This window comes from Terricaulis silvestris, assembly GCF_009792355.1.
In the GTDB taxonomy this organism is placed as follows: Bacteria; Pseudomonadota; Alphaproteobacteria; order Caulobacterales; family Aquidulcibacteraceae; genus Vitreimonas; species Vitreimonas silvestris.
Genome location: NZ_CP047045.1, coordinates 2,910,466 through 2,934,041, shown reverse-complemented (window position 1 = coordinate 2,934,041; position 23,576 = coordinate 2,910,466). Strand labels below are relative to the sequence as shown.

Genomic DNA, 23,576 nt, shown 5'->3' with positions numbered 1-23,576 from the left:
TTAGTTGTTCCCGCCTTCGTCGGTGACCCAGCGCACGAAACGGTGCAGCGGATAGAAGCCGTCGTGCGGCAATCCGGATTCCGGCTGGGCGAGACCTAGGGCGACGACGCGCTGCGTTCCGGCTGAGCACAGTGCGTCGCGCAGTTCCGTGCGGCGCGCGGCGGGATAGACGCCGACAGTTTGAGTCGCGACACTGACGTGGCGAACGGCGTCGCGAAGGTCGGCGACCCGCACGACATTGACGATCTTGTTGTCAGGATAGAAATCGACCGGCGCATCGGAGCGCACGACGAGACCGCGGCCTTCATAGCCGCCGAAGACGCGGTAATCGTCCTCAAATGCGCGCAGGCCATCGAGTTCGTCGCGGATATTGCTCGGCAACGGGATGGGGGTTGAGGAGGAAGTAGGCCGTTCCTCGCCAAGCTTCGCCTGCAGCTTCGCGCAATAGCGATCGACCTGTTCGACCGTGCCTTCGATAAACTGGAATCGGCTGGAGGTGCAGGCTTGCTGGTTCATGACTGTGGCGTCGAAGGCGCCGCGCGTGGCAACTTCATCTAGCGTTTCCTCCGATGCGAACGCTTCGCGCCCGATCATAGAGATCGAGGTCTTCGGATCGAACGCGACGAGTTCGAAACCGGGGCCAACATATTTGAGCGCGCCACGAATGGTGCTTTCGCCGCCCCAAGCAACGATCTTGTCGAAGAATTGCGGGCGAAACAGCATGCCTTCGATGGCGGCGTCGCCGCCGCGCCAATAGGCGGCCGAGAACGAGCGCGCGATGGGGTGGCCCGGCGCCACGGCCGAAAGCGCGCGCAGGATGGCCGTTGCGCTATAGAGATCATTCGACGGCAGCTTGAACAGGTTCACGCATTTGGTCAGCGCGCCGCGGATCACGGATTGAGCCGCGACGCCGGGCGCGTTGCCGGCGATGATATGGACCAGGCGCGTCGGGAACGCGCGGATGCGCGCTGGTCGCCCGGATGTGGTCGCCACCTCGCGCCAGCCGTCGATCAAATCGGCACCGCCGAGTTCCTGCTCGATTTGGAATTCCATCATCGCGCGATTGAAAATGCGGCCAAGGCTCGCGTAGGAGCGTTCGAGCACATCGCGCGGCAGCGGGTTGGATTTCACGCTGCGTTCGAGTGCTTCGGCCAACGCGCCGTCAGGGTCGCGCGTGAGGCGCTCGCCGGTTTGAACGAGCACGTCGATGATTTCGGCGACAGGCACATCCGCGGCGGGCGCCGGTTCACTCCGGGGCCACACCATTGAATCGAGGTTGAGTTTCGGCGTGGCGAAGCGGCCGTAATCTTGCTCATTGCCAAAGATCGTCGTGCCCTTGACGACATGAGGAACCGGGAGCGGCGGCACAGGTGCGGGCGCGTTCATTCGGTCAACGAACTCCGGATATAGGAATCGATCGTGCCCGCGCAGCCGATGTGATCGTCTCCGGCCTGCGCGAAGCGTGTGATGTTGTCGAGAATGGTCGGGCCGGGCCGCCCGCACGGACACGTTGCGGCGAAATCGATGGTGACTTTGTCGCCGGTGATCAAGCCGCCCCAACGGCCTTCATAGATCAGATCAAGAAAGCCGAAGCGGCCTTCGACAACGCCGTTCGGCCCATCCTCCGGGCCGAGCAATCGTTCGCCGCTTGCGTCGAGGAGCAGCCAGATCAGGCCGGGCGGGCGGTGGTAGCGCATGCACTGGCAGCGCGGCATCATTTGCGCCATTTCCGTCATGCCGTAGGCAGTCGGACGGATCACGTCGCCATAGAACTTCGCAACCTGCTCCTTGTAGTCGGGCGGTAGCGACACGCCCTTCACCCCGCCGCCGGCGCTGACGACGCATTTCGGACTGAAATCGCCATCCGGAATGCCCAACTTCCGCGCGCGCTTGATGATCATCATGTGCTGCGCCCACATGCCGGTGAGGTAGATCGGCTCGTGGCGGCGGGCGAGTATGCTTTCCGTCATTGCGTCAAGCGCCGCATCCATGCGCGCGGCTTTTTCGCGCGCTTCATTCTCGAACGCTTCGATCTCGCCAGGGGTCGCCGTGCCGTCGGCCATGCGCGTGCGCAGCGCGGCGGCGCGGCTGACTTCGCTGATCAGCAGCGGTTCGTCTGTGAGGAAATGGACATCGCCGGGTCTGCCAAAATTGGCGGCGTTGTTTTGCGACGCTTCGATTGCGCTGTTGGGGCCCTCGCTGGGGCCAAGAAAGAAGCAAGCGCGATCCTTGGCCCCGCGCACGAACGGCCATCCCACGGCGACTGACGCGTGGCGTCGCTTCATGGCGCTGTCGCCGCGCGTGTGGTTGAGAAACGAGCACTTGCCGCTTGAGCCCGACGTGGCGAGCACAATGTGGCCGCCCTCGCGGAGACGATCGATCCAGTCGTCTACACCACGCACGCCATCGACATTGACGTTGTCGGTGCGGTCGACCGAGAGCGTCTGCATCCATTGCAGCATGCGGTCCCAGCGGCCTTGGTCGATGAAGGATTGCGGGTAGGATTTGTAGGCGGTGTGCGCGAACAAGAGCGGCACGAGATCGCGCATCGACTTGATCTCATCGACGCCCGCTTCCTCGGCACGCCGGCGGAGCAGGCCGATCTGGCCCCGGCGCTCGGCAAACACCTCGCGCGCGGCTTCGAGCTGCTTGGCCTCGATGTCGGGATCGGCGCGGTCGAAAACGCCGGGTTCGAGGATGGACTCGATCAGGTCGCGCCGAACAGACACCCGCGTCTCCCTATGCGTTCTTGTTTGATCGGACACTGATCCCGGGTCCGCTGGACAACTAGGGGTGTTTACGACAATATCAGCGGCGGAAGCGACACGCTGCATCACTGATCTCAGATGCGATGGGAGCCCTCAATGCCCACGATCGGCATCGTTGCGCTGGACGGCGCTGAGCTTGGCGCGGTGGGCGCGGTGCTCGACATGTTCGAACGCGCAAACCGCTACACCGTGCGCCAGTACGGCGCCGTCGATGTCGTCAACAACCCAAGCCAGGTGCTCGTACTGACGGCGCATGGTCGGCCCTGCCGCACGACTGGTGGGCGTGAGTTGAAGGCTGACGCCGCCTGGACGGACGCGCCGAAGCTCGATCTGGTCTATGTCGCGGCGTATCAAGCTGACGACGAGAACGAAGTCACCGCACGGATTGACCATGACGGGCCGCTGCATGTTTGGCTCGGGGCGCAACGCGAGCAAGGCGCGCTGCTGGCAGCGAGCGGTCCAGCCGTCTTCCAGTTGGCGGAGACGGGCATTCTCGACGATCACGTGGCGACGGCGCCGTGGTGGCTGGAGCGGCTGTTTTCGCGCCGGTATCCGCGCGTAACGCTCGACGTCCCGCGCATTATCGCCGACGGCGATGGCTTCATTTGCACCGGCACAACAAGGGCCGAGCCTGCGTTGGCGCTGCGCATGGCCGAGCGCGTGCTTTCAGCCAATGTCGGGAGTTGGCTAGCGAAGGCGACGTTGATCGATCCGTATCCAGACGGCCCAGCGCCTTGGAGCGTGTTCTCACCGCGCGTGATCCGACAAGACGGCCTGGTCGGACGCGCGCAACACTGGCTGCAACAGCGCTTCTCGCAGCGTGCGCGCATGTCGGAGCTGGCGGACTTTCTTCGCGTGAGTGAACGCACGCTGGAGCGGCGCTTTCGCAAGAGCCTGGGCATGACGCCGCTGCAGTATCTGCAATTGTTGCGGGTTGAGGCCGCCAAGCACATGCTGACGCGTTCGAGCCGCCGCGTGGAGCGTGTGGCGCTGCTCGTCGGCTACGGCGACGTGCCGTTCTTCAAGCAGGTGTTTCGCGAGCAAACAGGAACCTCGCCGCGTGAGTATCGACGGCGTGGCGGGCAGGCGCCGTCGGCTTAGGGCTTTCTCGTCGCCGCGGTGATCTTCTCCGGCGCGCACTTGGCCCAGTAGTCGCGCCAGCTCTGGAAACGATCGACCATCATTTTCGGTACGAATTTGGGCGCCGGGCCGGGCCAGCGCGCGAAATCTGCCTTCTGCGGGCGTTCGAGCAGATCGGCGGAGTACCAGAAATCTTCCTCGCGGCGGCGGAAGAACCAGACGCCGTCGATGCGCTCGTAAGTATCGAAATAGCAGATCGCCTGGACGATCCATTGATCGCCGTACTCGTGCTCAGCGCGGCAATAGACGCGCCCGGTGGCGTGATCCGCATCCTGAAAATCGATCATGTGGCCACAGATCAGGTGCGCCGTGCGGTAGAAATCCGCCAGCAGTGGTTCGATGAAGGAGCGCAGCGCGTCGCGGCCAACGCCTCGGCGGCCGCAATCGATGTCCGGCGCGAACAGCACGAGCCAAGCGTCGATGTCGCGGGAATCCACTGCTACCGCATAGCGGATCGGCAGTTGCTGAATGGCCAGAGTTGACTCGACGCGGTCGAGGCGGGCGGTGAGGTCGTTCATCACTCTCTCCGCACGCGCACCATGCCGTCGCCGAACGGCTCGTCGCGGTTCTTCAAGGCTGTCTTCAAGCCGTGCTCGGCCATGTCGGCTTTGAACTGCGTGCGGCGCGGCCCCTTGGTGAGGTGCGCGCGCGCGTCGGATTCCGCGGCGATCCGCTGCAGCACGCCAGCGCCCATGAGTTCGAGTGCGACGTTGACGATGCGTTTGTGCGCGGAGAGAAGTTCCGCATCGACGTGGGAGATGCGCCGCGCGAGTTCGTTGACGACTGCATCGAGCTGATCGGCAGGAGCGCTCTCCAGCACGAGGCCGACATGAGCCGCGTCACGGCCTGACAGGCAATCGCCGGTCATGAGCAGACGCTTCGCCCACTGTGGCCCCAAATGATACACCCACATGTGGTTGGGCGGCGTGCCATTGGCGCGCGCGGCCGGAAAACCGATGCGTGCGTCGTCGGCGGCGATGATGAAATCGCACTGCAGTGCAATGTCGTTGGCGCCAGCGAGGCAATTGCCGTGCACCTTGCAAATCACCGGCTTGTGCATCTGAAAGATGAGCGCCATCAGCGCCTGTTGGCGTTCGAGGAACCAGCAATCGTCGTCGTATGAATTAATTGAGCTGCGATAGGCGATTTCCGGCTCACCGGCTGCGCGCGCGGCGTCCTCGTTGGCGCGCCCTGCATAAACGCCGCCAAGATCGAACCCGGCGGAGAAATCCTTACCGGCGCCTTCGAGCACGATGACATTGACGTCCTGGCGGTCGTCCGCTTCGAGGCAAGCGTCGTGAAGTTCCTGCAGCATTTGCGGGCTGATCGCGTTGCGCTTGTCGGGCCGGTTGAGCGTGATGTGCGCCACGCGCTCACCCACGGAAAACAGGATGGTCTCCGGCTTGTTCAGCCACTTGCCTTGGTACGTCATGGCAACCTCGCTCAGCCGCGCGTCAGGCCCAAAAGCGTGTCCGCCACGATGTTGCGTTGGACCTCGCTCGCGCCGCCATAGATGGAAGCACCCCGCAGATTGAAGCAAACGGCGCTCGCCGACCAGCCCTCGTCGGCTTCGTCAAAGGGCGGCGTTTGGCCTTGTTCGAACGCGACGAAAGAGATGCCCAGCGCGCCGTTGGCTTCCATCAGTAATTCCGAGGCGGCTTGGCGCACTTCAACGCTCTTGAGCTTGAGGACCGAAGAACGCGGATCAGCGCGGTTGTCTTTCGCCAACGCGGCGAGTAGGCGCATCTGAAGTGTCTCGACCGCCTGGAGGCCGATCTCGACACGCGAGAGCTTGGCGCGGAAGGAGGGCGAAGCGATGAGGCCGTTCGCCTCGGCGGCGCGGCGTGTCTTGGCCAGGATGCGTTTGGTGACGCCGACCCGGGCGATGTTTGTGCGCTCGTTCGAGAGCAAGTACTTGGCCACGGTCCAGCCCTGGTTCTCTTCGCCGACGCGGTTCTCGATGGGCACGCGCACGTCGTCGAGGAAGACGGAATTCACTTCGTGGCGACCGTCGAGCGTGATGATCGGCGAAAGCGAAACACCAGGCGACTTCATGTCGATCAGCAGGAAGGTGATGCCAGCCTGCTTCTTCGGCGCACTGGGATCCGTGCGGACGAGGAAGAAGCCCCAATCGGCCCAGTGGCCCATGCCTTGCCACATCTTCTGGCCGTTCACGATGTAGTGGTCGCCTTCGCGCCGCGCGGTGGTTGAAATGTTGGCCAGGTCGGAGCCGGCGCCCGGCTCGGAGAAGCCCTGGCACCACCAATCGTCGAGATTGGCGAGGCGGGGCAGCAGGCGTTGCTTTTGCTCATCCGTTCCGAACGCGATGATGACGGGGCCGAGCATGGCGACGTTGAATGAGATCGGCTCCGGCGCACCGCCTTGGTGGAGTTCGTCCAGGAAGATGTAGCGCCGTACGGCGTCCCAGCCGGGGCCGCCATACTCTTTTGGCCAAGAGGGCGTGGCCCAGCTGCGCGTGTTCAAGATGCGCTGCCAGCCGACGATGTCGGCTTTGTCGAGTGGGCGATCGCCCATCACCTTGGCGCGCGTCTCCGCGGGCAGATGAGCATCGATGAAGGCGCGGACGTCCCGCCGAAACGCGTGTTCTTCCGGTGAGAAATCGAGGTCCATTGGCGCGGCGCTTACTTGCCCTTGAACTGAGGTTTGCGTTTTTCCGCGAAGGCCGCGACGCCCTCCTTGTAGTCGTCCGAGGCATAGCACACCTGGAACAACTCCTCGCAGCGATCGGTTTTGCGGTCGGCCGGGTCCTTGCAGATTTCATTGAGGGTGTACTTGATCTGATAGCCGGTGAGCGGCGCGCCTTCGGAAATGCCCTTCGCGGTTTTTTCGATCCAGGCGTTGAAGTCGGTTTCCGGGATCACGCGGCCGACGAGGTGCTTCTTGAGCGCCTCCTCGGCGTCGAACTGCAGGCCACCCAGCAGCATGTCCTTCGTCGCCGGCACGCCGATGAGGTCCACAAGCCGCCGCAAGCTCGAATAGCGATAGCCAATACCATAGCGCATCGCTGGCTGACCGAACTTGGACTTGTCGGAGCAATAGCGAAGGTCGCAGCACACCGCGACCGAGACGCCGCCACCGATGCACCAGCCGTCAATGGCGGCGATCGTCACCTTCTTAGAATTGTAGAGCGCCTTGAGCGACTTCTCGCCCGTCGCCGCATAGTGTTCTTGCGCTTCGCGTCCCATGCGTTCGTCGCCGTATTTGGAGACGTCGGCGCCTGCGATGAAGCTCTTGCCGCCAGCGCCGGAGACAACGATCGCGCGGATATCAGGATCGTCCTCGAAAACGGCAACGGCTGTGCCGAGGCCCTCCCACATCTCAAGCGAGATGGCGTTGAGCTTTTCCGGGTTGTTAAAGATGAGGCGGCCGACGGCGCCGTCCTTCTCGGTGATGATCTTGTCGGTCATGGCTTGCTCTTTCGTTCAAACGGCGCGCGAATGGCGCAGCGCCAAAATTTTCGCTTCATCGAAGCCCAGGGATTGAAGAATTTCGGTCGTGTGCTGACCGACGACCGGCGGCGCAGTGGCCTCTCCGATCGGCGTTTCGGAAAGCTTGATCGGATTGCGCAGGAGATGCAGGTCGCCGGCGACCGGGTGGTCAACCGTTTGCAGCATGTCCCGGTGCTGTACCTGGGGATGTGCTAGCGCATCCTGCAGATTGTTGACCGGGCTTGCAGGTACGTCCGCCGCGTCCAGGCGATCCAGCCACTCGGCGGCAGTGCGACGGACCATTTCCTTGTCGAGGATGAGCAAGAGTTCGTCGCGGTTTTCGATGCGCGCGCGGGTGCTAGAGAAACGCGCGTCGGCGCAGAGATCAGGCCGCTCGATGGCGCCGCAGAAGCGCGCGAACTGTGCATCGTTGCCGGCGACGAGGAAGATGTCGCGATCGGCGCAGCGGAACGATTGCGACGGCACGCCGCCGAATCCGCCATTGCCACGCCGAGGCGGCAGTACGCCGGAGACGAGGTAATTCATAGCATAATGCGAAAGCGAAGCGAGACCGCAATCCAGGAGCGCCATGTCGATGTATTGGCCACCGCCACCGTGCACGTCGCGATGGTAGAGCGCCGATAGAATGGCGCTTGTCGCGTAGTGACTGGTGAGAATGTCCACCATCGAGATGCCGATCTTCAGCGGCCCGCCGCCCGGCGCGCCGTCGGGATGGCCAGTCGCGCTCATCAGGCCGCTCATGGCTTGGAAGACGCCGTCATAGCCGGGCTTCTGCGCGAGCGGCCCGGTCTGGCCGAAGCCGGTGACCGAGCAATAGATCAGCCTTGGGTTCACTTGCTTCAGGCTTTGGTAGTCGAGTCCATACTTGGCGAGCGTTCCCGTCTTGAAGTTCTCAAGGACGACATCCGATTTCCGCGCCAGCGCGCGAATGATCTCTTGGCCCTCGGGCTTGGCGAGATCGACCGTGATCGATTTCTTGTTGCGGTTTGCACTCAGATAGAAAGCTGCGTCGCGCGTTGGTTCGCCGTCGCGGTCCTTGAGGAAGGGTGGACCATAGTCACGCGCTTCGTCGCCGGCGCCGGGTCGTTCGACTTTGATCACCTCGGCGCCGAGATCGCCGAGCATCTGGGCGGCCAACGGCGCAGCCAAGACACGGCTGAGATCCAGAACCCGTACGCCCGATAGCGCCGCAGAGGGCATTGCCGCCAGCCTCGTTTAAAACTTCCGCCTATTGCATGTCTGGAAAGCGCCGACCCCGGCAAGCGCGAGCCGGGCAACCAGCGGGTGGTATCGTGTGGTCGATATGTCCCGTCGCCGCTTTGGCTCGCCCTTGCTCGCGACGGCGGGTTCATGGCGTTTGGGCGAGCCGCTAGGCGCAACGGTGAACCTGGGATGTCCGAGCCTTTTGTCCTGACCGAACGTGAGGGCCGCGTCGCGATCGTCACCTTCAACCGTCCGGCAACGCGCAACGCGATCGGCGAACACACCGACTGCGAGGAGTTGATCGCGGCACTCCGCTCGGCGGACGCCGATCCAGGCGTCAGTGTGCTGATCCTGACGGGCGCCGGCTCCGCGTTCTCCGCCGGCGGCAACATTCAAGGCATGCGCGATCGCAACGGCATCGGGCCGCTCGCGACGCCGGCCGACACGCGCGCCAACTATCGTCGCGGCGTGCAGCAGATCCCGCGCGTTCTCGCGGAACTTGAGATTGCAACGATCGCAGCGGTCAACGGCCACGCCATTGGTCTGGGTTGCGATCTCGCCGCCTTGTGCGACCTGCGTGTGGCGGCGGAGAATGCGAAGTTCGCTGCGAGCTTCATCAAGATGGGCATCACGCCAGGCGATGGGGGCGCTTGGGTGCTGCAACGGGTTGTTGGCTACAGCCGCGCCGCCGAACTTGTCCTTACAGGCGACACGATCACCGCGGTAGAGGCGGCCGCCATTGGGCTAGTAAACAAAGTTGTGCCTGCCGAGAACGTCATGAGAGAGGCGCGCGCGCTGGCCGCGCGGATCGCGGTCAATCCGCCGCGCAGCGTGCGACTTGCCAAGCGCCTGCTTCGCGAGGCGCAGCACGCGCGGCTGACAGACATCCTTGAACTCTCCGCCGCGTTTCAAGCGCTTGCTCACGAAACCGCGGACCACAAGGAAGCCGTCGAGGCCTTCGTCGAAAAACGCGCGCCCGTGTTTACTGGAGCCTGAGGCATATGGCGCAACCTGAAACCGGCCCGATCGCGGCCAAGCCGCACATCAAGTTTGATCCAGACGGCAAGCCATTCATCGAGGCGCATCGCTGCCGCGCATGCGGCGCGGTCACGGCGGACGCGCGGTTGGCGTGTCCGGCCTGCGCCTCGCGCGATGGCTTTGACGCGTTCCGCGTGAAGCAAACAGGCAAGCTCATCGCGTACTCAATCGTAAAGCGCTCTTATCCAGGCATTGCGACGCCGTTCGTCTCGGCGATCGCGGCGTTCGATGGCGGGCTTGCGCTGAAAGCCAATCTTGTCGGCGTGGGGTTTGAACCCGAGGCGATCGCGCCGAACATCGAGGTGCGGCTGACCTTCAACGAAGCGCTTGGCCGCACGGATGCTGAGGGGCGTGCGTACGTCGGCTATCAGTTTGAACCGCAGAAGAGCTGACCATGGCAGACGTCTATATCCTCGGCATCGATATGACGCGCTTCGGGCGCTATCCGGACCGCACCTTTGCGCAGCTCGGCGGTGAAGCCGCGCTGATGGCGCTCGACGATTGCGGGCTCGGCGCGCGCGACGTGCAGATCATGTATTGCGGCACCGTCTTCGGCGCCTACGAGATGACCGGCCAAGCGATCATGCGTGAGATCGGGCAGACCGGCATCCCAGTGACCAATATCGTCAATGCCTGCGCAAGCGGCGCTTCGGCGTTTCGCGAAGCTTGGCTGGCGGTCAAGTCTGGCGTGTACAACGTGGCGCTCGCCGTTGGCGTGGAGAAGACGCCGCGCGGGATGCTGGGCGGCGGCGCGGAGACCGGCATTCCGCTTGAGGGCCTATTCGGATCAGCCTCGATGCCCGCGGTTTTCGCGGAATCCGGAACCGAGCATGCCGCGAAATACGGCACCACCTTTGCGCAATTCGCCAAGGTGTCAGTCAAGAACCACCATCATTCGACGATGAATCCGAAATCGTTCTATCAAATGGAAACGCCGCTCGAACAGGTGATGGGCGCGGAGATGATCGCTTATCCCAACACCAAGCTCATGTGCTCCGTGAACGTCGATGGCGCGGCGGCGGCGGTGTTGGTGTCTGAGCGAAAGGCGCGAGAGTTGGGCCTGTCGCGCGCCATCCGCGTGCGGGCGTCGGCGCTGCAATCGGACCCCTGGAATCCCTCCAATCCGATGATGCCGGATGTGAACACCGTGACGCGCCTCGCGGCTAAGTCTGCGTACGAGCAAGCCGGCATTGGTCCAGAGGATGTGAGTCTTGTCGAGTTGCATGATTGCTTCGCGACCGCCGAGCTGTTGCACTACGAGAACCTCGGTCTTTGCGGTGAGGGCCAAGCGGGCGAATTTATCGACGCTGGTGAGACGACGCTCGGTGGCAAAGTGCCGGTTAATGTGTCGGGCGGATTGCTCTCCAAAGGCCATCCGCTCGGCGCCACCGGCATCGCCAACATGTACGAAGTATCGCTTCATCTGCGCGGCGAAGCCGGCGCACGCCAAGTCGAAGGCGCCAAGATCGGGCTAACACATGTCGTCGGCCTTGGCACAGCATCGGCAGTGCACGTGCTGGAGAAAGCATGACCAGCAAGGACGAACGCCGCGAAAACTATCGCTGGCGGGTCGACATCCCGACGCGCTGGGCCGACGGCGATCCCTACGGACACGTCAACAACGTGATCTACTACAGCTGGTTCGATACGGCCGTGACCAAGATGCTATTCGAACGGCGCATTATTTGGCTGCCGGACTCGCCGTCGATCGGGCTATGCGTTGAAAGCAAGTGCGAGTTTCTTCAACCGGTGGAATTTCCAGAAACGATCGATGCGCGCGTGCGCATAGGGCGCATGGGCGACAAGAGTTTGCGCTTCGAAGTTGGACTCTTTCGCGAGGGCGCCGAGGCGCCGGCTGCGGTCGGCTATTTCGTCCACGTCTACGTCGATCGCGCCACGCGCAAACCGTTGGCGCTCACGCCGGAGCAGCGCGCGGCGTTGACCGATCTCGTGGTGTGAGCCCCATGTCCCCGCTTGATTTCACCGGACGGTGCGTCGTCATTACCGGAGCAGGGCGGGGCATTGGCCGCGGCTACGCGATGGAACTGGGCCGACGCGGTGCGAGCGTTGTCATCAATGACATCAGCGCCGAGCCCGCGCACGCCGTCGCGGAGGAGATCAACTCGGCTGGCGGCGTGGCGCGCGCCATTGTCGCGGACCTGACCGACCCAGACGCCGGTGCGGCAATCGTCGCCCAATCGCTTGAGCATTTCGGCGCCTTGGACGCCGTCATCGTCAACGCCTCGATCAACAGCAAACGAAAGGCATTTCCGGAGCTGTCGGTTGATGATCTTGAGCGGATGCTGGCGGTCAACGTGTTTGGCGCTTGGCGATTGCTGCAGGCGGCCTGGCCGCATTTGGCGGCGACAGGTCGCGGGCGAATATTGCTCACGACCTCGCAAGCCGGATTGTATGGCATGCCCCGCTTGGCGGAATATGCGACAGCGAAGGCAGCGCTGATCGGGTTGATGCGCACCTTGGCGCACGAGGGCGCCTCCGTCGGCATCAAGGTGAATGCGATCGCGCCGGCGGCGACGACGCGCCTGACCGAAGAGACGGTCACTGATCCTGCCGCGTTAGACATGCTGCGCGCTATGCAGCCGCCGCATCTGGTGGCGCCGGTTGCAGCGCTCCTGGTGCACGAGTCCTGTCCGGTGACCGGGGAGACGTATCTTGCCGGCGGCGCGCATGTGAGCCGAGCGTTCACCGGCGAAACTCAAGGCCTGACGCTGCCTGCGGATGGCTTCACCACCGAAGCGGTGCTGCAGCGATGGGACGCCGTCCGCGCCGAAACGGACTATCGCGTGCCGCGCGACGTCTCAGAAACCGGCGACCTGAAGCAAAAGGCCGAGGTGATGCGCTTGCTGAAGGCGAGCGGCATCGTCAACTGATGGCGCGCCTCATCGTCCGGGCGATTTGAGCGTCATCTCATGCTTCCGAGCTAGCCGGCGCGGGTACTTTGCTTACCCAGACCCTTGACAGGGGTTCGAAAAAACGAACATTGTACGAAAAATGGAATAAAGGCGGTCCCACCGCCTCGGGAGTGAACTATGGCCGTCGCGACCAAAGCCGCCCAAAACGCCGAGCACCTTTACAACGGGCCGATCTTCGACGCCGACACTCACCTCTACGAAACGCCGGACGCCTTCACGCGCTACCTCCCCGAGAAGTTCAAGAAGGAATGGGGCCTTCACTACAAGCACGGTGATGACGGTCAGTTCGCGCTCTATGTCGGCGCGCGCAAGGTCGAGATCAGCGCCGACTACATGACCGAAGACTTCATGATTCCGCCGCCCGGCAAGCTGCACGAGTGGTTGCGCGCACAAAAGGAGGGCAAGGCCGAAGTCGATATGCGCGTGCCGATCACTGCGGAGATGACCGGCCCCGAAGAGCGCGTGAAGTACCTCGACAAGTGGGACGTGCGCTCGAGCATTCTCTATTGCGGCAACTTCGTCAGCGCGATCAGCTACTTTGACGATCCGGCCGCCGCCCACGCGACCTTCCACGCCTACAATCAGTGGATGCTCGATCAGTGGCGACTGAACTACGCGGATCGGATTTTCTCATGCCCCGTCATCACGCTGGCTGACGTTAACAAGGCCTGTGAGCAGGCGCGATGGGCGGTTGAGAACGGCGCGCGGCTTGTGCTGATGCCGATGGGGCCGTTCAACGGCAAGGCGCCGGCGCATCCCGATCACGATCCCTACTGGGCGATCCTCAACGAAGCAAAAATCAGCGTCGTCTTCCACGTCTCCGAGGCGATCTATCTCAAGGACCACATGGCGGTGTGGGGCGAGCCGATGCAGAAATCGCGGCTGCGCCAGAGCGCGTTCGTGTGGATGCACGGCTATAGCGAGCGCCCGGTGATCGAGACGATCTCCAGCTTCATCTTCTGGAATTTCTTCGAGCGCTTCCCGAACATCAAGATTCTTTCGGCCGAGAACGGCGCCGAGTGGGTGCCGTCAACTTTGGTGAAGATGGATAAGAGCCGCGGCATGGCGAAAAACGGCTTCTGGCCGGGCGGGCAGCTGAAGGAGCGGCCAAGCAAGATCTTCATGCGCCACGTGGGCGTCGTCGCCTATCCCGAGGACAATCTCGAGCAGCTCGTGAACCAAACCGGGTCGGCCGATTGGATCATGATGGGGTCCGATTATCCGCACTCTGAAGGCGTGGAGGAGCCTCGTCTCTTTGCAGACGAGGCGTGCAAGACGCTGAAGCCGTCGGATACGCGCAAGATCATGTACGAAAACGGCATGCGCTTCGTGGGTCTCACTCCGTAACGGCGCCGAACATGGCGCTCAGCCTCGATCGCACGGCGCTGCAGCAAGCCGCCGAGGAAAGCACGGGGCTCTCCGATTGGGGCGATCCGGACTTTTTCACCGGGATCGACATCCTGGCGCGCTCGCTTAACGAGGAAGCGCACCTCAACACGAAGGGTAGGGCTGAACTTACGCTGCGTCTCTACGAGACGATGCGCCAACGTCTCTTGCTGCTGGAGGACCACAAGCGTTTCCCTGAAATTGCCGATGTCCGCATCGAACGGCCGATCATCGTGACCGGGAATGGCCGCAGCGGCACGACGCTGCTGCACAATCTGCTGGCGACCGCGCCTGGGCATCGTGGCGTCCAGTACTGGGAGATGATGCGTCCTTCTCCGCCGCCGCAGGCGGCGACATACACAAGCGATCCACGCATCGGCGAAATCGAGGCGATGCTCGCGCGCCAGGGCTTCAAGGCGGCGTCAGCGATGGCCAAGCATGCCTACGGCGCGGCGCGCATGGAGGAATGCAGCACCATCCTCGAACTCGCCGGCGTCGGTGGCTATCTCGGCGCGGTAGCGAACGTGCCGCGCTACACAGCTTATCGTGAGACGACGGATTTCCACGCGTCATATCGCTTACACCGCATGGTGTTGCAGACTTTGGCCTGGCGTGGCCCGCCAGGGCGTCTGGTGCTGAAAGCGCCGGAGCACATGTTCCATCTGCCCGAGCTGCTCGATGCCTATCCGGACGCCATCGTCGTCTTCGCGCACCGCGATCCGGCGCGTTCGATCGCCTCGCTCATCAGCATCGTCACCCAGATGCGCGGTCTCTTCTGCGACGACGTCGATCGCGAAGCCGTGACGAGGTCGCGCTTCGGCTATCACAAAATCATGAATCGCCTTCGCGAGATCAGAGAGGCGCTCGCACGCCCAGGCCGCTTCTTCGACGTGCAGTTCGTTGATCTCAACGCCGATCCTCTCGGGACCCTGGCGAAGCTCTACGATGAGATGAGCCTAGCGTTCGGCGCGGAGCACGAGGCCCCGCTGTTGGCCTACATGAGTGATAACCCGCGGCACAAATTCGGGCGCCATAAATATGGGCTCGAGGAGTTCGGCTTGAGCTTCGAAGACATCGACCGTGCCTTCGCCCCCTACATCGCTGACAACCAGGTCGTGCTCGAGCGGGGAAGCGGCGCATGAGAGACGGAGCGGCGCATGACAAAAGCCATCTGCGTCACCAGACGCGGAGCACTGCAAGGCGCCGCCGGCGCTGCGGCTGCGTGCGCCACGGAGGGCGCGGGCATGGCTGACGAACTCCCGCCCTGGCGGCGCTACGCGCCACCCGGCAGCGGCGCCACTGCGCCCGAACTTGAGCATGGAGAGATCAGCGAAGCGGATGGCTGGCGCCGCTACAATGCGGCGATCGAGGAGGTGCGCGAACTTATCCTCACATCGCCGCTCACCAACCACGATCCGCAGACGCGCGCCGAGGCGCTGGCGATTCTGCCGCAGATTCAAGCGCAGGCGTACTTGCTCGCGGTCGCACCGCGGCAAGACTATCCGCGCTTCTATCTGCACGAGTATTTCGATCCCTCGATCTTTTCCTACAACCTGCCCAATCCGGACTTCGTCTATCGCACCGCGTTTCTCGACGGCCGGCGCATCTACCGCATCGTGGGCCGTCGAGGCGACTGCGCTTGGGTGAATTTCCAAGCCTTCAACAGCTTCAGCGGAGTCGGCAATGCCAACCCGCGCGCGCTCGGCAATTGGGACATTGACGGCTTCGTAGATGACGCCAACGGCGAGTTGGAGATTTTCGTCGGTGGGCCACAACGCGAGCGCAACTGGATTCCGCTCGACCCGGAGAGTCGCAACAATTGGTTGCTAGTGCGCCACCTCGTCTACGAGGGCCAGTCGCTACCCCCGCTGCGCATCGAGGCCGCTGACGGGTTGCGCCCCGACACCATGATCCTAAGCGAGGGCGAACTCGGGCGTCGGCTCGCGCTTGGCGGAGAGATCGTCAAATACATCGTCACGCGCATGACCTACGCCCGGGTGCAAGAAGTTGTGCTCAGGGAGGCGGGTGGAACCAACGCGTTCCACACCGTCGTCGGCCGCGATGAGAAGGATGCCAAGGACGGCGCCAGTCCGCTCGCGGCCTACCAGATCGCGGTCTACGAGATCGAGCCGGAAGAGGCGCTCATCTTCGAGGTCGCCCCGCCGCCATCGCGTTATTGGAGCGTCCAACTCGGCGATATCTTGAATCAAACGCGCGACTTCGTGCATCACGCCACCCATGTGAATGACCGCACGGCGGTCGCCGATGCAGACGGGCGCGTGCGCATCGTGCTGTGCTCTGGCGATCCTGGGACGTCCAACTGGCTCGACGCCATGGGCTCGGTGTTTGGGCGTGTGGTGTGGCGCTGGTACGGCGCGGAACACGTCGAGACGCCGACAATCCGCAGGGTGAAGCGCGTCGATGTACGCCAGTACCTTCCGACGGAGTCGCGTGGCGTCACTGCCGCGGAGCGAGCCGCCCAGCTGCGCCGCCGTCGCGACTTCCACGCTGGTCTCTACGGTTTTTGACCTTCTGGATCACGGCCGGATGCGTGCGCGGAGACTTCCAGGATGATCTCGCGCATCATGTCGAGATTGGCTTGCATGCGATCAGACGGCGCGCCGATCGAAAGCGCCGCCAGGATGTCGCCGTTGGGGCCGAAGACGGGCGCGGCGATCGCCGCGGAGTCCTCGATCGACTCGCCGATGCTCACCCAGTAGCCGTCGCGGCGCACTTTCTCCAGTTGCTGGACGAGTTTCTGGGGATCGGTCGTGGTGCGCGATGTGATTGCGGCGAGCTTGCCCGACTTTAGTGCCCCAGCTTGGTAGGCTTCGGACTGGTAGGCCAGCAACACGCGGCCTGCGGCTGTCGAGTGGAGGGGCCCGCTCATCCCGATCTTGAGGGCATAGCGCACCGGGCGCTGGCTCTCGATAACATCGACGTACACGGAGCGGCGCATGTCGGCGTCAAGCACCGCGAGGCCCGCGCTTTCGCCACTGCGATCGGCGAGCGTACGCAGATAGCCGCGGATGGTTCGGGGCAACGACCAGGCGGAGCCGATCTCCGCGGCGAGCCGAAACGCGCGCGGGCCGAGACGATAGAGATTGCCCTCCGTAACCAGGAAGTCGTCGGCAGCGAGCGGCTTGAGGCTTGCGAGCAGCGTACTCTTGGCTGTGTGGAGCGCAGCGGCGAGGTCGGTGAGTGAAAGGCCTTCTGGCGCCTGCGCTAGCACGCTCATCAGACGCAACACGCGCGACATAGCGCGCGGGCCGCCAGCTTCTTCCTTCTCGGGACGCGGCGCGACTGTGGTCATGACTCAGCGCTTACCGGGACGGACGCTCCCCGGCAAGGACGGTCGCCCCTAGGCGGGCGCTGGTTGCGGTGGCGCAGTCGTCTCGCTGGAGAAAATCTTGGCGGCGCGAAGCAAGTGATAAACGGCCCACAAGATCAGGAATACATAGATGCCGAGGGCGTATCGCAGCGAGTCGTCGCCAAATTGCGGTTTGAGCAAATCACTGAGCACGCCGCCCACCATGGGGCCGACGCCGAAGCCGATCAGGTTCGAGAGCACTTGCAACACGGCGGTCGTGCTGCCGCGCAGGTGTGGCGCGGAAATATTCATGCACATCGCATATCCGGGCGTGCTGACGAACATGTGCAAAAAAAGATGAGCGCAGAAGCCCGCGAGCATGATCCAGGGCCCGCCGCTCACGGCAAAGAGAATGGCGGGGATGTAGAGAAAGGCCATCAACGCCATGAGTCGGGCCATGCGTGCTGGTTGGGTGGCGCCGATCCGCTCAGTGACCGCGCCCGCCAACAATGTCCCGGCGATGCCGATCGGCGCTGTGGTGAAGGCGATGGCGAGGCCGGTCCAGCCAATGTCTTGCCCGCCCGCGCGCATCAACAGCGAAGGCAGCCACATGGAGATGCCAGGCGCCACGACGTTGGCGATGGTCGTGGCAGCGATCAGATGGACGAGGGGTGCGTTGCTGCCAATCTCGGCCAACCCCTTGCGGAGTGAAACCGGTTTGTGATCGCTTTGACGCGGTGGCTCGCGCACTGTCAGCAAGAGCAGCGCGACTAGGAACAGGCCAGGAATGCCGGCGGCCAACAACGCTGCGCGCCAGCCAAAGTGCACGGCGACGACGCCGGTGATCGCGAAGCCAACTAATGTGCCGAGTTGCGAGCCCATCAGGTAGATGCCGATCGCCGTCGAGCGCTTGTCCTTGAAGTAATCGCTCAGGATCGACAGATTGGTCGGCGTGCTGCCTGATTCCGCCGCCCCGATTACGACGCGCAGCAACAGCAGATGCGCAAAATTCGTGGCGAATGACGCAACCGCCGTCAGGCTGCTCCATGTCGCTACGATGATGGAGAGAAGCGTTACGCGGCGCGTGCGGTCGGCCAGATAGCCAAGCGGCAGTCCGGCGACGCCGAACGCAATCGCAAACACTGTGCCCGATACCAGCGCCAACTGGCTGTCGGATAGATTGAACTCCGCCTTGATGGGTTCCTGCAGCAGCGAAAACACCACGCGGTCGAGGTGGTGCATCATGTAGACGCTCACCAGGATGGCGAGGACGTACCAGCGATAGTTAGATGCGCCGCCCTCTGAAGGTTGAGTCACGAAGCGCTCCTTGCTGCACTGCAAAATAGTCGGCGCCTCACAGGCGCAGGCAGGTCAGTATGCCTCGCCTTCGTCGGGCTCGCGCGTGCGCGCAACGCTCATCGCACGGGCGATGGCTGCCTACCGGTCGCGCCTCTGCCATGACGCCAAGGTGCAATGTGTGAACACTAGCGGCCGCTCAACGCTTGGCGCGGTCGATAACTAGAGGGTCAATGCTTTCCCAGTCCGTGAAGCAGGAATGGCGCGACCATTGGCGCGTGGTGGTCGGAACCTTCTTCGGCATGGCGTTGGCCTATCCGGCCTTCTCGTTCACGCAGAGCCAATTCATGGCGCCGCTGCAGGCGGAGTTTGGCTGGACCCGCGCGCAGATATCGTTCGCCTTCCACATCAACCTGTTCGTCTGCTTCATGGCGCCGGCCTATGGACGCATTGTCGATCATTTTGGCGTGCGCCCGGTGGTGACGGTTTGCATTAGCCTGCTCGCGCTTTGCTACGTACTGTTGGCGAACGCGACCTCTTCCTATCCGCTGTTCCTTCTTCTCTGCCTCGCGCTGGTGACGATCGGGATGGGCTCGACCGGCATCGCTTATACGCGTGCGGTGGCGAGCTGGTTCGGCGCCTCGCGCGGCACGGCGCTGGCCGTCTCACGCATCGGTCTGTCGCTGTTCGGCGCGATCCTACCGATCCTGATGTTCCATGTCATCGCTGCGTTCGGGTGGCGCGCGGGTTTTTATTTGATGGCGGCGATCGCCGCGTTGGCAGCGTTGCCGATCAGTTGGCTTCTGGTGCGTGATCGCCGTCCGGATGCGCCCGCGCCGCATTCCCAGAATACGCCGCTGTTGGATTGGAAACTCTGGTTTCGGTTGTTGAGCGATCGCCGAGTGTTGATCTTGTGCACGGCCTCGGCGCTGACCTACGCGCCCGTGCTCGCGTTTTTGGGCCATATGCAGCCGTTGTTGACGTCAAAGGGCGTGGCGCCGGAGTTGGCGGCGAACTTAGCTGCGCTACTGGCGATCTCCGTTCTCATTGGCACGCTTACTTCGGGCATTCTGGTTGATCGTGTTTGGGCGCCGTTGGTCGGTTGCATCTATACGCTGGCGCCGGTCGCGGGATGCATGCTCTTGCTGACACCAGACCCCGGGCTCAACGCGATCATGATCGCCATTGTGATGATCGGGTTGGCGCAGGGCGCCGAGATCGATGTCGTGGCGTACATGATTGCGCGCTATTTCGGGATGACGGCCTATAGCGCTATATATGGCTTGACCGTTTTCATCATGATCTGGGCAACGGCAGGGGCCAGCGTGTTTTTCGGCGCCGTCTTCGACCGTGTCGGCAATTACGACTATGCCCTCATGGGGGCGGCGCTCATGTTCGGATTGGGCGCGGCAAGCTATTTGTTCATGGGGCGCTATCCAGCCGAGCCCGGCGTGCGAGGTTAGGGAGATTTTGCAATGGAGCGCGAGCTTCATGATCGCGTCACCATCATCACCGGTGCGGCGACCGGCATTGGGCGCGGCGCCGTCGATGTCTTCGCCCGCGAAGGCGCGCGCCTGGTGCTTGCTGACGTGAACGAGGCCGAAGGCGAAGCGGCGGCGGAAGCGGTGCGCGGTCATGGCGGCGAGGCGATCTTCGTGCGCTGTGACGTTTCAAAGGAAGCCGATGTGGCGGCGGTCGTCGCCTCGGCGCTGAAAACGTACGGCCGGCTCGATTGCGCGTTCAACAATGCGGGCGTCGGCCCGCCGCTGAAACCGTTGGTGGATCACACGGTGGCGGAATGGCAGCGTGTCTATGAGATCGATCTGCTCAGCGTCTTCCTTTGCATGAAGCATCAGATCCCTGAGATGGAGCGCGTCGGGGGCGGCGCGATCGTCAATGTCAGTTCGAATTCCGCGTTGCGCGGCGTCGCGACGATCGCTCCTTATAGCGCGGTCAAGGCGGGCATTCTGGGGCTGACGCGCACGGCGGCTGTTGAAAGCGCGGCGAAGAACATTCGGATCAATGTGATTAGCCCCGGCCTGATCGGCGTAAAACCAGGACGAACCTTCGAGAAGGGCGCGCTGAAGATGCCAATGCAGCGGCCAGGCGAATGGCAGGAAATCGGCGAAGTCGCTGCGTTCCTGCTCTCGTCGCGGGCGTCTTACATGACCGGACAGACCATCTGCGTCGATGGCGGCGCGACCATCGTCTAGGGCTTCGGCATCACGTAGTTCAGCGCCAGGCGGCCGCCGTCGGCGTAGATGGTTTGGCCAGTGACGAAACCCGCATCGTCCGTCGCCAGAAAGAGTGCGACGCCAGCCATTTCCTCGGTCGTGCCGAAACGCCCAAGCGGCGTGCGCGAGATCATCGTGTCGCGCGCCGCCTCTGGGAGATGCGCGGTCATTGGCGATTCTGTTGGGCCAGGGCCGATAGCGTTGACGCGGATGCCGTGCGGCGCCAGCGCCAAGGCCATCGTCTTGGTCAGCATGTCGAGGCCGGCTTTGCTGGTGCAGTAGGGCCAGGACTCCGCCACGCCCAACTGCCCGCCTACTGACGATATGTTGATGATCGAGCCTTTGCGCTTTGCCTCGACCATGCGCGCCGCAACGGCTTTGCCGATGAGAAACGGGCCGATCAGGTTGATGCGCAACGTTCGTTCGAACTCGGCTTTGTCGGTTTTGTAGAACGGACCGGGCGCGCCGGAAATGCCGGCGGAGCAAACCAGAATGTCGATCGGTCCGATCGACGCCTCGATCTGTGCGATGGTCGCATTCACCGCGGCCTCGTCGGCGGCGTCGAGGGTCAGGAACGTGGCGCGGCCACCTGCTTCGCGGATGGCGGCCGCTTCGCGCTCGCCGTTCTCCTCCAGCAGATCGAGAATGACGGCGTGTGCGCCTTCCGCCGCGTAGCGCCGAGCGATGGCGAGGCCGATGCCGCCGGCGCCGCCGGTGATCGCGGCGATTTTTCCGGCCAGTCTCATGGCTTTCGATCCCAAAACGCGCCGCCGTCGACACGGATGTTCGCGCCAGTCGTGTAGGAAGAGGCGTCGCTGGCGAGATAGAGAACCGTGCCGACGATCTCTTGCGGCTCGCCCCAACGCGAGAGCGCCGTGGCCGCGCGTGCTTCCTCGTCTGTAGCCCAGCCTTTCGCGACCTCCGTCAGGAAGCCGCCGGGAGAGATGACGTTGACGCGCACCTTCGGCGCATATTCCTGCGCGAAGGCGAGCGAGATGGCGTTCAGCGCGGCTTTGGCGCCGGAATACGGTGTGACGGTCGGGTTGGGCTTCAGCGCGCCGATGCTGCTGACGTTGATGATGCTGCCGCCGTCGCCGGCCGCCATGCGTGAGCCAACCAGCGCGGTCAGCCGAAACGGCCCTTTGAAATTCACGCCGACGATCTTGTCGAACAAGTCTTCGCTCGTCTCGACGCTCGACGGGGCAAGCGGTGACATGCCGGCATTGTTCACGAGGACGTCGATACGGCCGAAGGTGGCGTAGCTGGCATCGACCAGGTGCGTGATATCTTCCCACCGGCCAACATGCGCGGCGACCGGTAAGGCGCGTCGCCCCAGCGCTTCGATCTCCTTGGCGACTTCGGCGCAAGCCTCCTGCTTTCGGCTCGAGACGATGACATCAGCGCCAGCTCGAGCGAGGCCTAGTGCTATCGATTTACCCAGACCGCGGCTGCCGCCGGTGACGAGCGCGATTTTGCCGGTGAGATCGATCGAGTAACTCATGGCTCAATCCAGCGCGTCGGGATGGGTGCGCAGCGCTTCGGCGCGGCGTGTCGGCAGATGCTCGCTTGGGTTTGGACCGCTGGCGGGGGCGTACTGACGCGCAACCAGACGTCCAACAACGGAGCGATGGATTTCCGTGGGCCCATCGGCGAGTCCAAGCATCGCCGCCGTCATCAGCATGTGCGCGAACGGCATTTCGTTCGACACGCCGAGCGAGCCGTGCAGGTGCATCGCCCGCCAGACCACATCCTTCGAGATGTTGGCCGTCGCCACCTTCAGGCCGGAGATTGCCAGGCGAAGGTCGTCTTCGCGGCCTTGGTCAACAAGCCAGGCCACGTAGAGCACGTGCAGACGAAACTGCTGCAACGCGATCCAGGTATCGCCGATGTCGTACTGAACGCCTTGGATGTCGGCGAGCGGACCCTTGCGTAGTAGGCGGCTTTGCGCACGCTCGCCCATCATGTCGAGGCACTTTTGTACGAGGCCGATCGTGCGCATGGCGTGATGGATGCGTCCGCCGCCGAGCCGCGACTGCGCGACCTTGAAGCCCTGACCGCGTGGCCCGAGCATCGCAGTCTTGGGCACGCGAACCCCTTTGTATCGGACGTACGGGTGACCGCCTTTGGCGCCGAGCGGCTCTGTGAAGACGCCTGTCTCGCGCACGAACTCGATGCCTGGTGAATCAGCCGGCACGATGAACATGCTGGCGCGCTCATAAGGCGGCGCTTGCGGATCGGTCACCGCCATCACGATCAGGAAGTCGCACAAGTTGGCATGCGAGGAATACCATTTCTCGCCGTCGATAACGTAGTCGTCGCCGTCCTGCGTAGCGCTGCACACGAACAAAGTGGGATCAGCGCCGCCCGTGGGCTCGGTCATCGAGAAGCAAGAATAGACTTTCCCATCGAGCAGCGGTTTGAGCCAGCGTTCCTTCTGCTCCGGCGTGCCGAAGCGCGCGAGGATTTCGGAGTTGCCACTGTCGGGCCCTTGGCACCCGAACACGACGGGACCCCAGTTGGTGCGGCCGAGGATTTCGTTGATGTAGGTGAGCTTCACTTGGCCGTAGCCGGGGCCGCCAAGTTCGTGATCGAGATGGCAGGCCCACAAGCCCTGGCGGCGAACCTCGTCCTGAAGTGGCTTGAGGATGGCGCGTGCTTTCGTCAGCGAACGATCATAGGGCGCGGTCGGCTCGGGCCAGAGATGGTCGAGAGGCTCGACCTTCGTGCGCACGAACTCTCGCGCCCAATCCACTTTCGTTTGGAATTCGGCATCGAGCGAGAAGTCGATCATTGCTTTG

23 protein-coding genes are annotated in these 23,576 nt (G+C 63.3%); 11 read left to right on the top strand and 12 right to left on the bottom strand.

The window, feature by feature from the left end:
* Both DSM104635_RS15050 and DSM104635_RS15045 read right to left on the bottom strand, forming a co-directional pair.
* Positions 1–1,386: an acyl-CoA reductase gene (locus tag DSM104635_RS15050; RefSeq protein WP_158766994.1), complete on the bottom strand. Its 1,386-nt coding sequence runs from the start codon at positions 1,384–1,386 to the stop codon at positions 1–3.
* A complete protein-coding gene (locus DSM104635_RS15045) occupies positions 1,383–2,729 on the bottom strand; it encodes a hypothetical protein (RefSeq protein WP_158766993.1) in 1,347 nt (448 codons plus the stop codon). The genes DSM104635_RS15050 and DSM104635_RS15045 overlap by 4 nt, the downstream gene beginning before the upstream one ends.
* Before the next feature lie 135 nt (positions 2,730–2,864).
* On the opposite strand from DSM104635_RS15045, the gene DSM104635_RS15040 reads away from it, so the two are divergent.
* The gene (locus DSM104635_RS15040; RefSeq protein WP_158766992.1) at positions 2,865–3,869 is read left to right on the top strand and encodes a GlxA family transcriptional regulator; all 1,005 of its coding nucleotides are present in this window, start codon (positions 2,865–2,867) and stop codon (positions 3,867–3,869) included.
* Here DSM104635_RS15040 and DSM104635_RS15035 read toward each other — a convergent pair.
* The 5 genes from DSM104635_RS15035 to DSM104635_RS15015 are packed head-to-tail and all read right to left on the bottom strand — an operon-like array spanning position 3,866 to position 8,578.
* Positions 3,866–4,426 carry a nuclear transport factor 2 family protein gene (locus tag DSM104635_RS15035; protein WP_158766991.1) on the bottom strand — a complete coding sequence of 187 codons (561 nt, stop codon included), beginning with the start codon at positions 4,424–4,426 and terminating at the stop codon, positions 3,866–3,868. The two genes, DSM104635_RS15040 and DSM104635_RS15035, sit on opposite strands and share 4 nt — an antisense overlap.
* Positions 4,426–5,340, bottom strand: a complete 915-nt coding sequence (locus DSM104635_RS15030) for a crotonase/enoyl-CoA hydratase family protein (protein WP_158766990.1) — start codon at positions 5,338–5,340, stop codon at positions 4,426–4,428. Before DSM104635_RS15030 ends, DSM104635_RS15035 begins: the two co-directional genes overlap by 1 nt.
* 11 nt (positions 5,341–5,351) lie before the next feature.
* Positions 5,352–6,539 carry an acyl-CoA dehydrogenase family protein gene (locus DSM104635_RS15025; RefSeq protein ID WP_158766989.1) on the bottom strand — a complete coding sequence of 396 codons (1,188 nt, stop codon included), beginning with the start codon at positions 6,537–6,539 and terminating at the stop codon, positions 5,352–5,354.
* 11 nt (positions 6,540–6,550) lie between these two features.
* Complete coding sequence (locus DSM104635_RS15020) at positions 6,551–7,336, bottom strand: enoyl-CoA hydratase (protein ID WP_158766988.1); 786 nt, start codon at positions 7,334–7,336, stop codon at positions 6,551–6,553.
* 15 nt (positions 7,337–7,351) lie between these two features.
* Positions 7,352–8,578, bottom strand: coding sequence for a CaiB/BaiF CoA transferase family protein (locus tag DSM104635_RS15015; protein WP_158766987.1), 1,227 nt, complete (start codon positions 8,576–8,578; stop codon positions 7,352–7,354).
* 192 nt (positions 8,579–8,770) lie between these two features.
* On the opposite strand from DSM104635_RS15015, the gene DSM104635_RS15010 reads away from it, so the two are divergent.
* The 8 genes from DSM104635_RS15010 to DSM104635_RS14975 all read left to right on the top strand — a co-directional run bounded on the left by DSM104635_RS15010 (position 8,771) and on the right by DSM104635_RS14975 (position 16,466).
* Complete coding sequence (locus tag DSM104635_RS15010) at positions 8,771–9,577, top strand: crotonase/enoyl-CoA hydratase family protein (protein ID WP_158766986.1); 807 nt, start codon at positions 8,771–8,773, stop codon at positions 9,575–9,577.
* Positions 9,578–9,582: 5 nt separating this feature from the next.
* Positions 9,583–10,011 (top strand): Zn-ribbon domain-containing OB-fold protein, encoded by a 429-nt coding sequence (locus DSM104635_RS15005; protein ID WP_158766985.1) that lies wholly within the window; start codon positions 9,583–9,585, stop codon positions 10,009–10,011.
* A gap of 2 nt (positions 10,012–10,013) precedes the next feature.
* Entirely contained in the window at positions 10,014–11,150 is a 1,137-nt protein-coding gene (locus DSM104635_RS15000) for a thiolase family protein (RefSeq protein ID WP_158766984.1), read from the top strand.
* The gene (locus DSM104635_RS14995) at positions 11,147–11,578 is read left to right on the top strand and encodes an acyl-CoA thioesterase (RefSeq protein WP_158766983.1); all 432 of its coding nucleotides are present in this window, start codon (positions 11,147–11,149) and stop codon (positions 11,576–11,578) included. Before DSM104635_RS15000 ends, DSM104635_RS14995 begins: the two co-directional genes overlap by 4 nt.
* A 5-nt stretch (positions 11,579–11,583) precedes the next feature.
* On the top strand, positions 11,584–12,510 hold the full coding sequence (locus DSM104635_RS14990) for an SDR family NAD(P)-dependent oxidoreductase (RefSeq protein WP_158766982.1): 927 nt from the start codon (positions 11,584–11,586) through the stop codon (positions 12,508–12,510).
* A gap of 159 nt (positions 12,511–12,669) precedes the next feature.
* Positions 12,670–13,899 (top strand): amidohydrolase family protein, encoded by a 1,230-nt coding sequence (locus DSM104635_RS14985; protein WP_158766981.1) that lies wholly within the window; start codon positions 12,670–12,672, stop codon positions 13,897–13,899.
* 11 nt (positions 13,900–13,910) lie between these two features.
* Positions 13,911–15,080: a sulfotransferase family protein gene (locus DSM104635_RS14980; RefSeq protein WP_158766980.1), complete on the top strand. Its 1,170-nt coding sequence runs from the start codon at positions 13,911–13,913 to the stop codon at positions 15,078–15,080.
* Between the two features lie 15 nt (positions 15,081–15,095).
* Positions 15,096–16,466 (top strand): DUF1214 domain-containing protein, encoded by a 1,371-nt coding sequence (locus tag DSM104635_RS14975; RefSeq protein ID WP_158766979.1) that lies wholly within the window; start codon positions 15,096–15,098, stop codon positions 16,464–16,466.
* Here DSM104635_RS14975 and DSM104635_RS14970 read toward each other — a convergent pair.
* Positions 16,454–17,251, bottom strand: coding sequence for an IclR family transcriptional regulator (locus DSM104635_RS14970; RefSeq protein ID WP_158766978.1), 798 nt, complete (start codon positions 17,249–17,251; stop codon positions 16,454–16,456). The two genes, DSM104635_RS14975 and DSM104635_RS14970, sit on opposite strands and share 13 nt — an antisense overlap.
* Before the next feature lie 48 nt (positions 17,252–17,299).
* The gene (locus tag DSM104635_RS14965; protein ID WP_158766977.1) at positions 17,300–18,565 is read right to left on the bottom strand and encodes a spinster family MFS transporter; all 1,266 of its coding nucleotides are present in this window, start codon (positions 18,563–18,565) and stop codon (positions 17,300–17,302) included.
* Positions 18,566–18,777: 212 nt separating this feature from the next.
* On the opposite strand from DSM104635_RS14965, the gene DSM104635_RS14960 reads away from it, so the two are divergent.
* Positions 18,778–20,007 (top strand): MFS transporter, encoded by a 1,230-nt coding sequence (locus DSM104635_RS14960; RefSeq protein ID WP_158766976.1) that lies wholly within the window; start codon positions 18,778–18,780, stop codon positions 20,005–20,007.
* A 12-nt stretch (positions 20,008–20,019) separates the two neighbouring features.
* A complete protein-coding gene (locus DSM104635_RS14955) occupies positions 20,020–20,757 on the top strand; it encodes an SDR family NAD(P)-dependent oxidoreductase (RefSeq protein WP_158766975.1) in 738 nt (245 codons plus the stop codon).
* On the opposite strand, the gene DSM104635_RS14950 is transcribed toward DSM104635_RS14955, so the two are convergent.
* The 3 genes from DSM104635_RS14950 to DSM104635_RS14940 are packed head-to-tail and all read right to left on the bottom strand — an operon-like array spanning position 20,754 to position 23,569.
* Positions 20,754–21,524, bottom strand: coding sequence for an SDR family NAD(P)-dependent oxidoreductase (locus DSM104635_RS14950; RefSeq protein ID WP_158766974.1), 771 nt, complete (start codon positions 21,522–21,524; stop codon positions 20,754–20,756). The two genes, DSM104635_RS14955 and DSM104635_RS14950, sit on opposite strands and share 4 nt — an antisense overlap.
* Positions 21,521–22,279 (bottom strand): SDR family NAD(P)-dependent oxidoreductase, encoded by a 759-nt coding sequence (locus tag DSM104635_RS14945; RefSeq protein ID WP_158766973.1) that lies wholly within the window; start codon positions 22,277–22,279, stop codon positions 21,521–21,523. The genes DSM104635_RS14950 and DSM104635_RS14945 overlap by 4 nt, the downstream gene beginning before the upstream one ends.
* A 3-nt stretch (positions 22,280–22,282) precedes the next feature.
* Positions 22,283–23,569, bottom strand: coding sequence for an acyl-CoA dehydrogenase family protein (locus DSM104635_RS14940; RefSeq protein ID WP_158766972.1), 1,287 nt, complete (start codon positions 23,567–23,569; stop codon positions 22,283–22,285).
* Between the last annotated feature and the right edge of the window lie 7 nt (positions 23,570–23,576).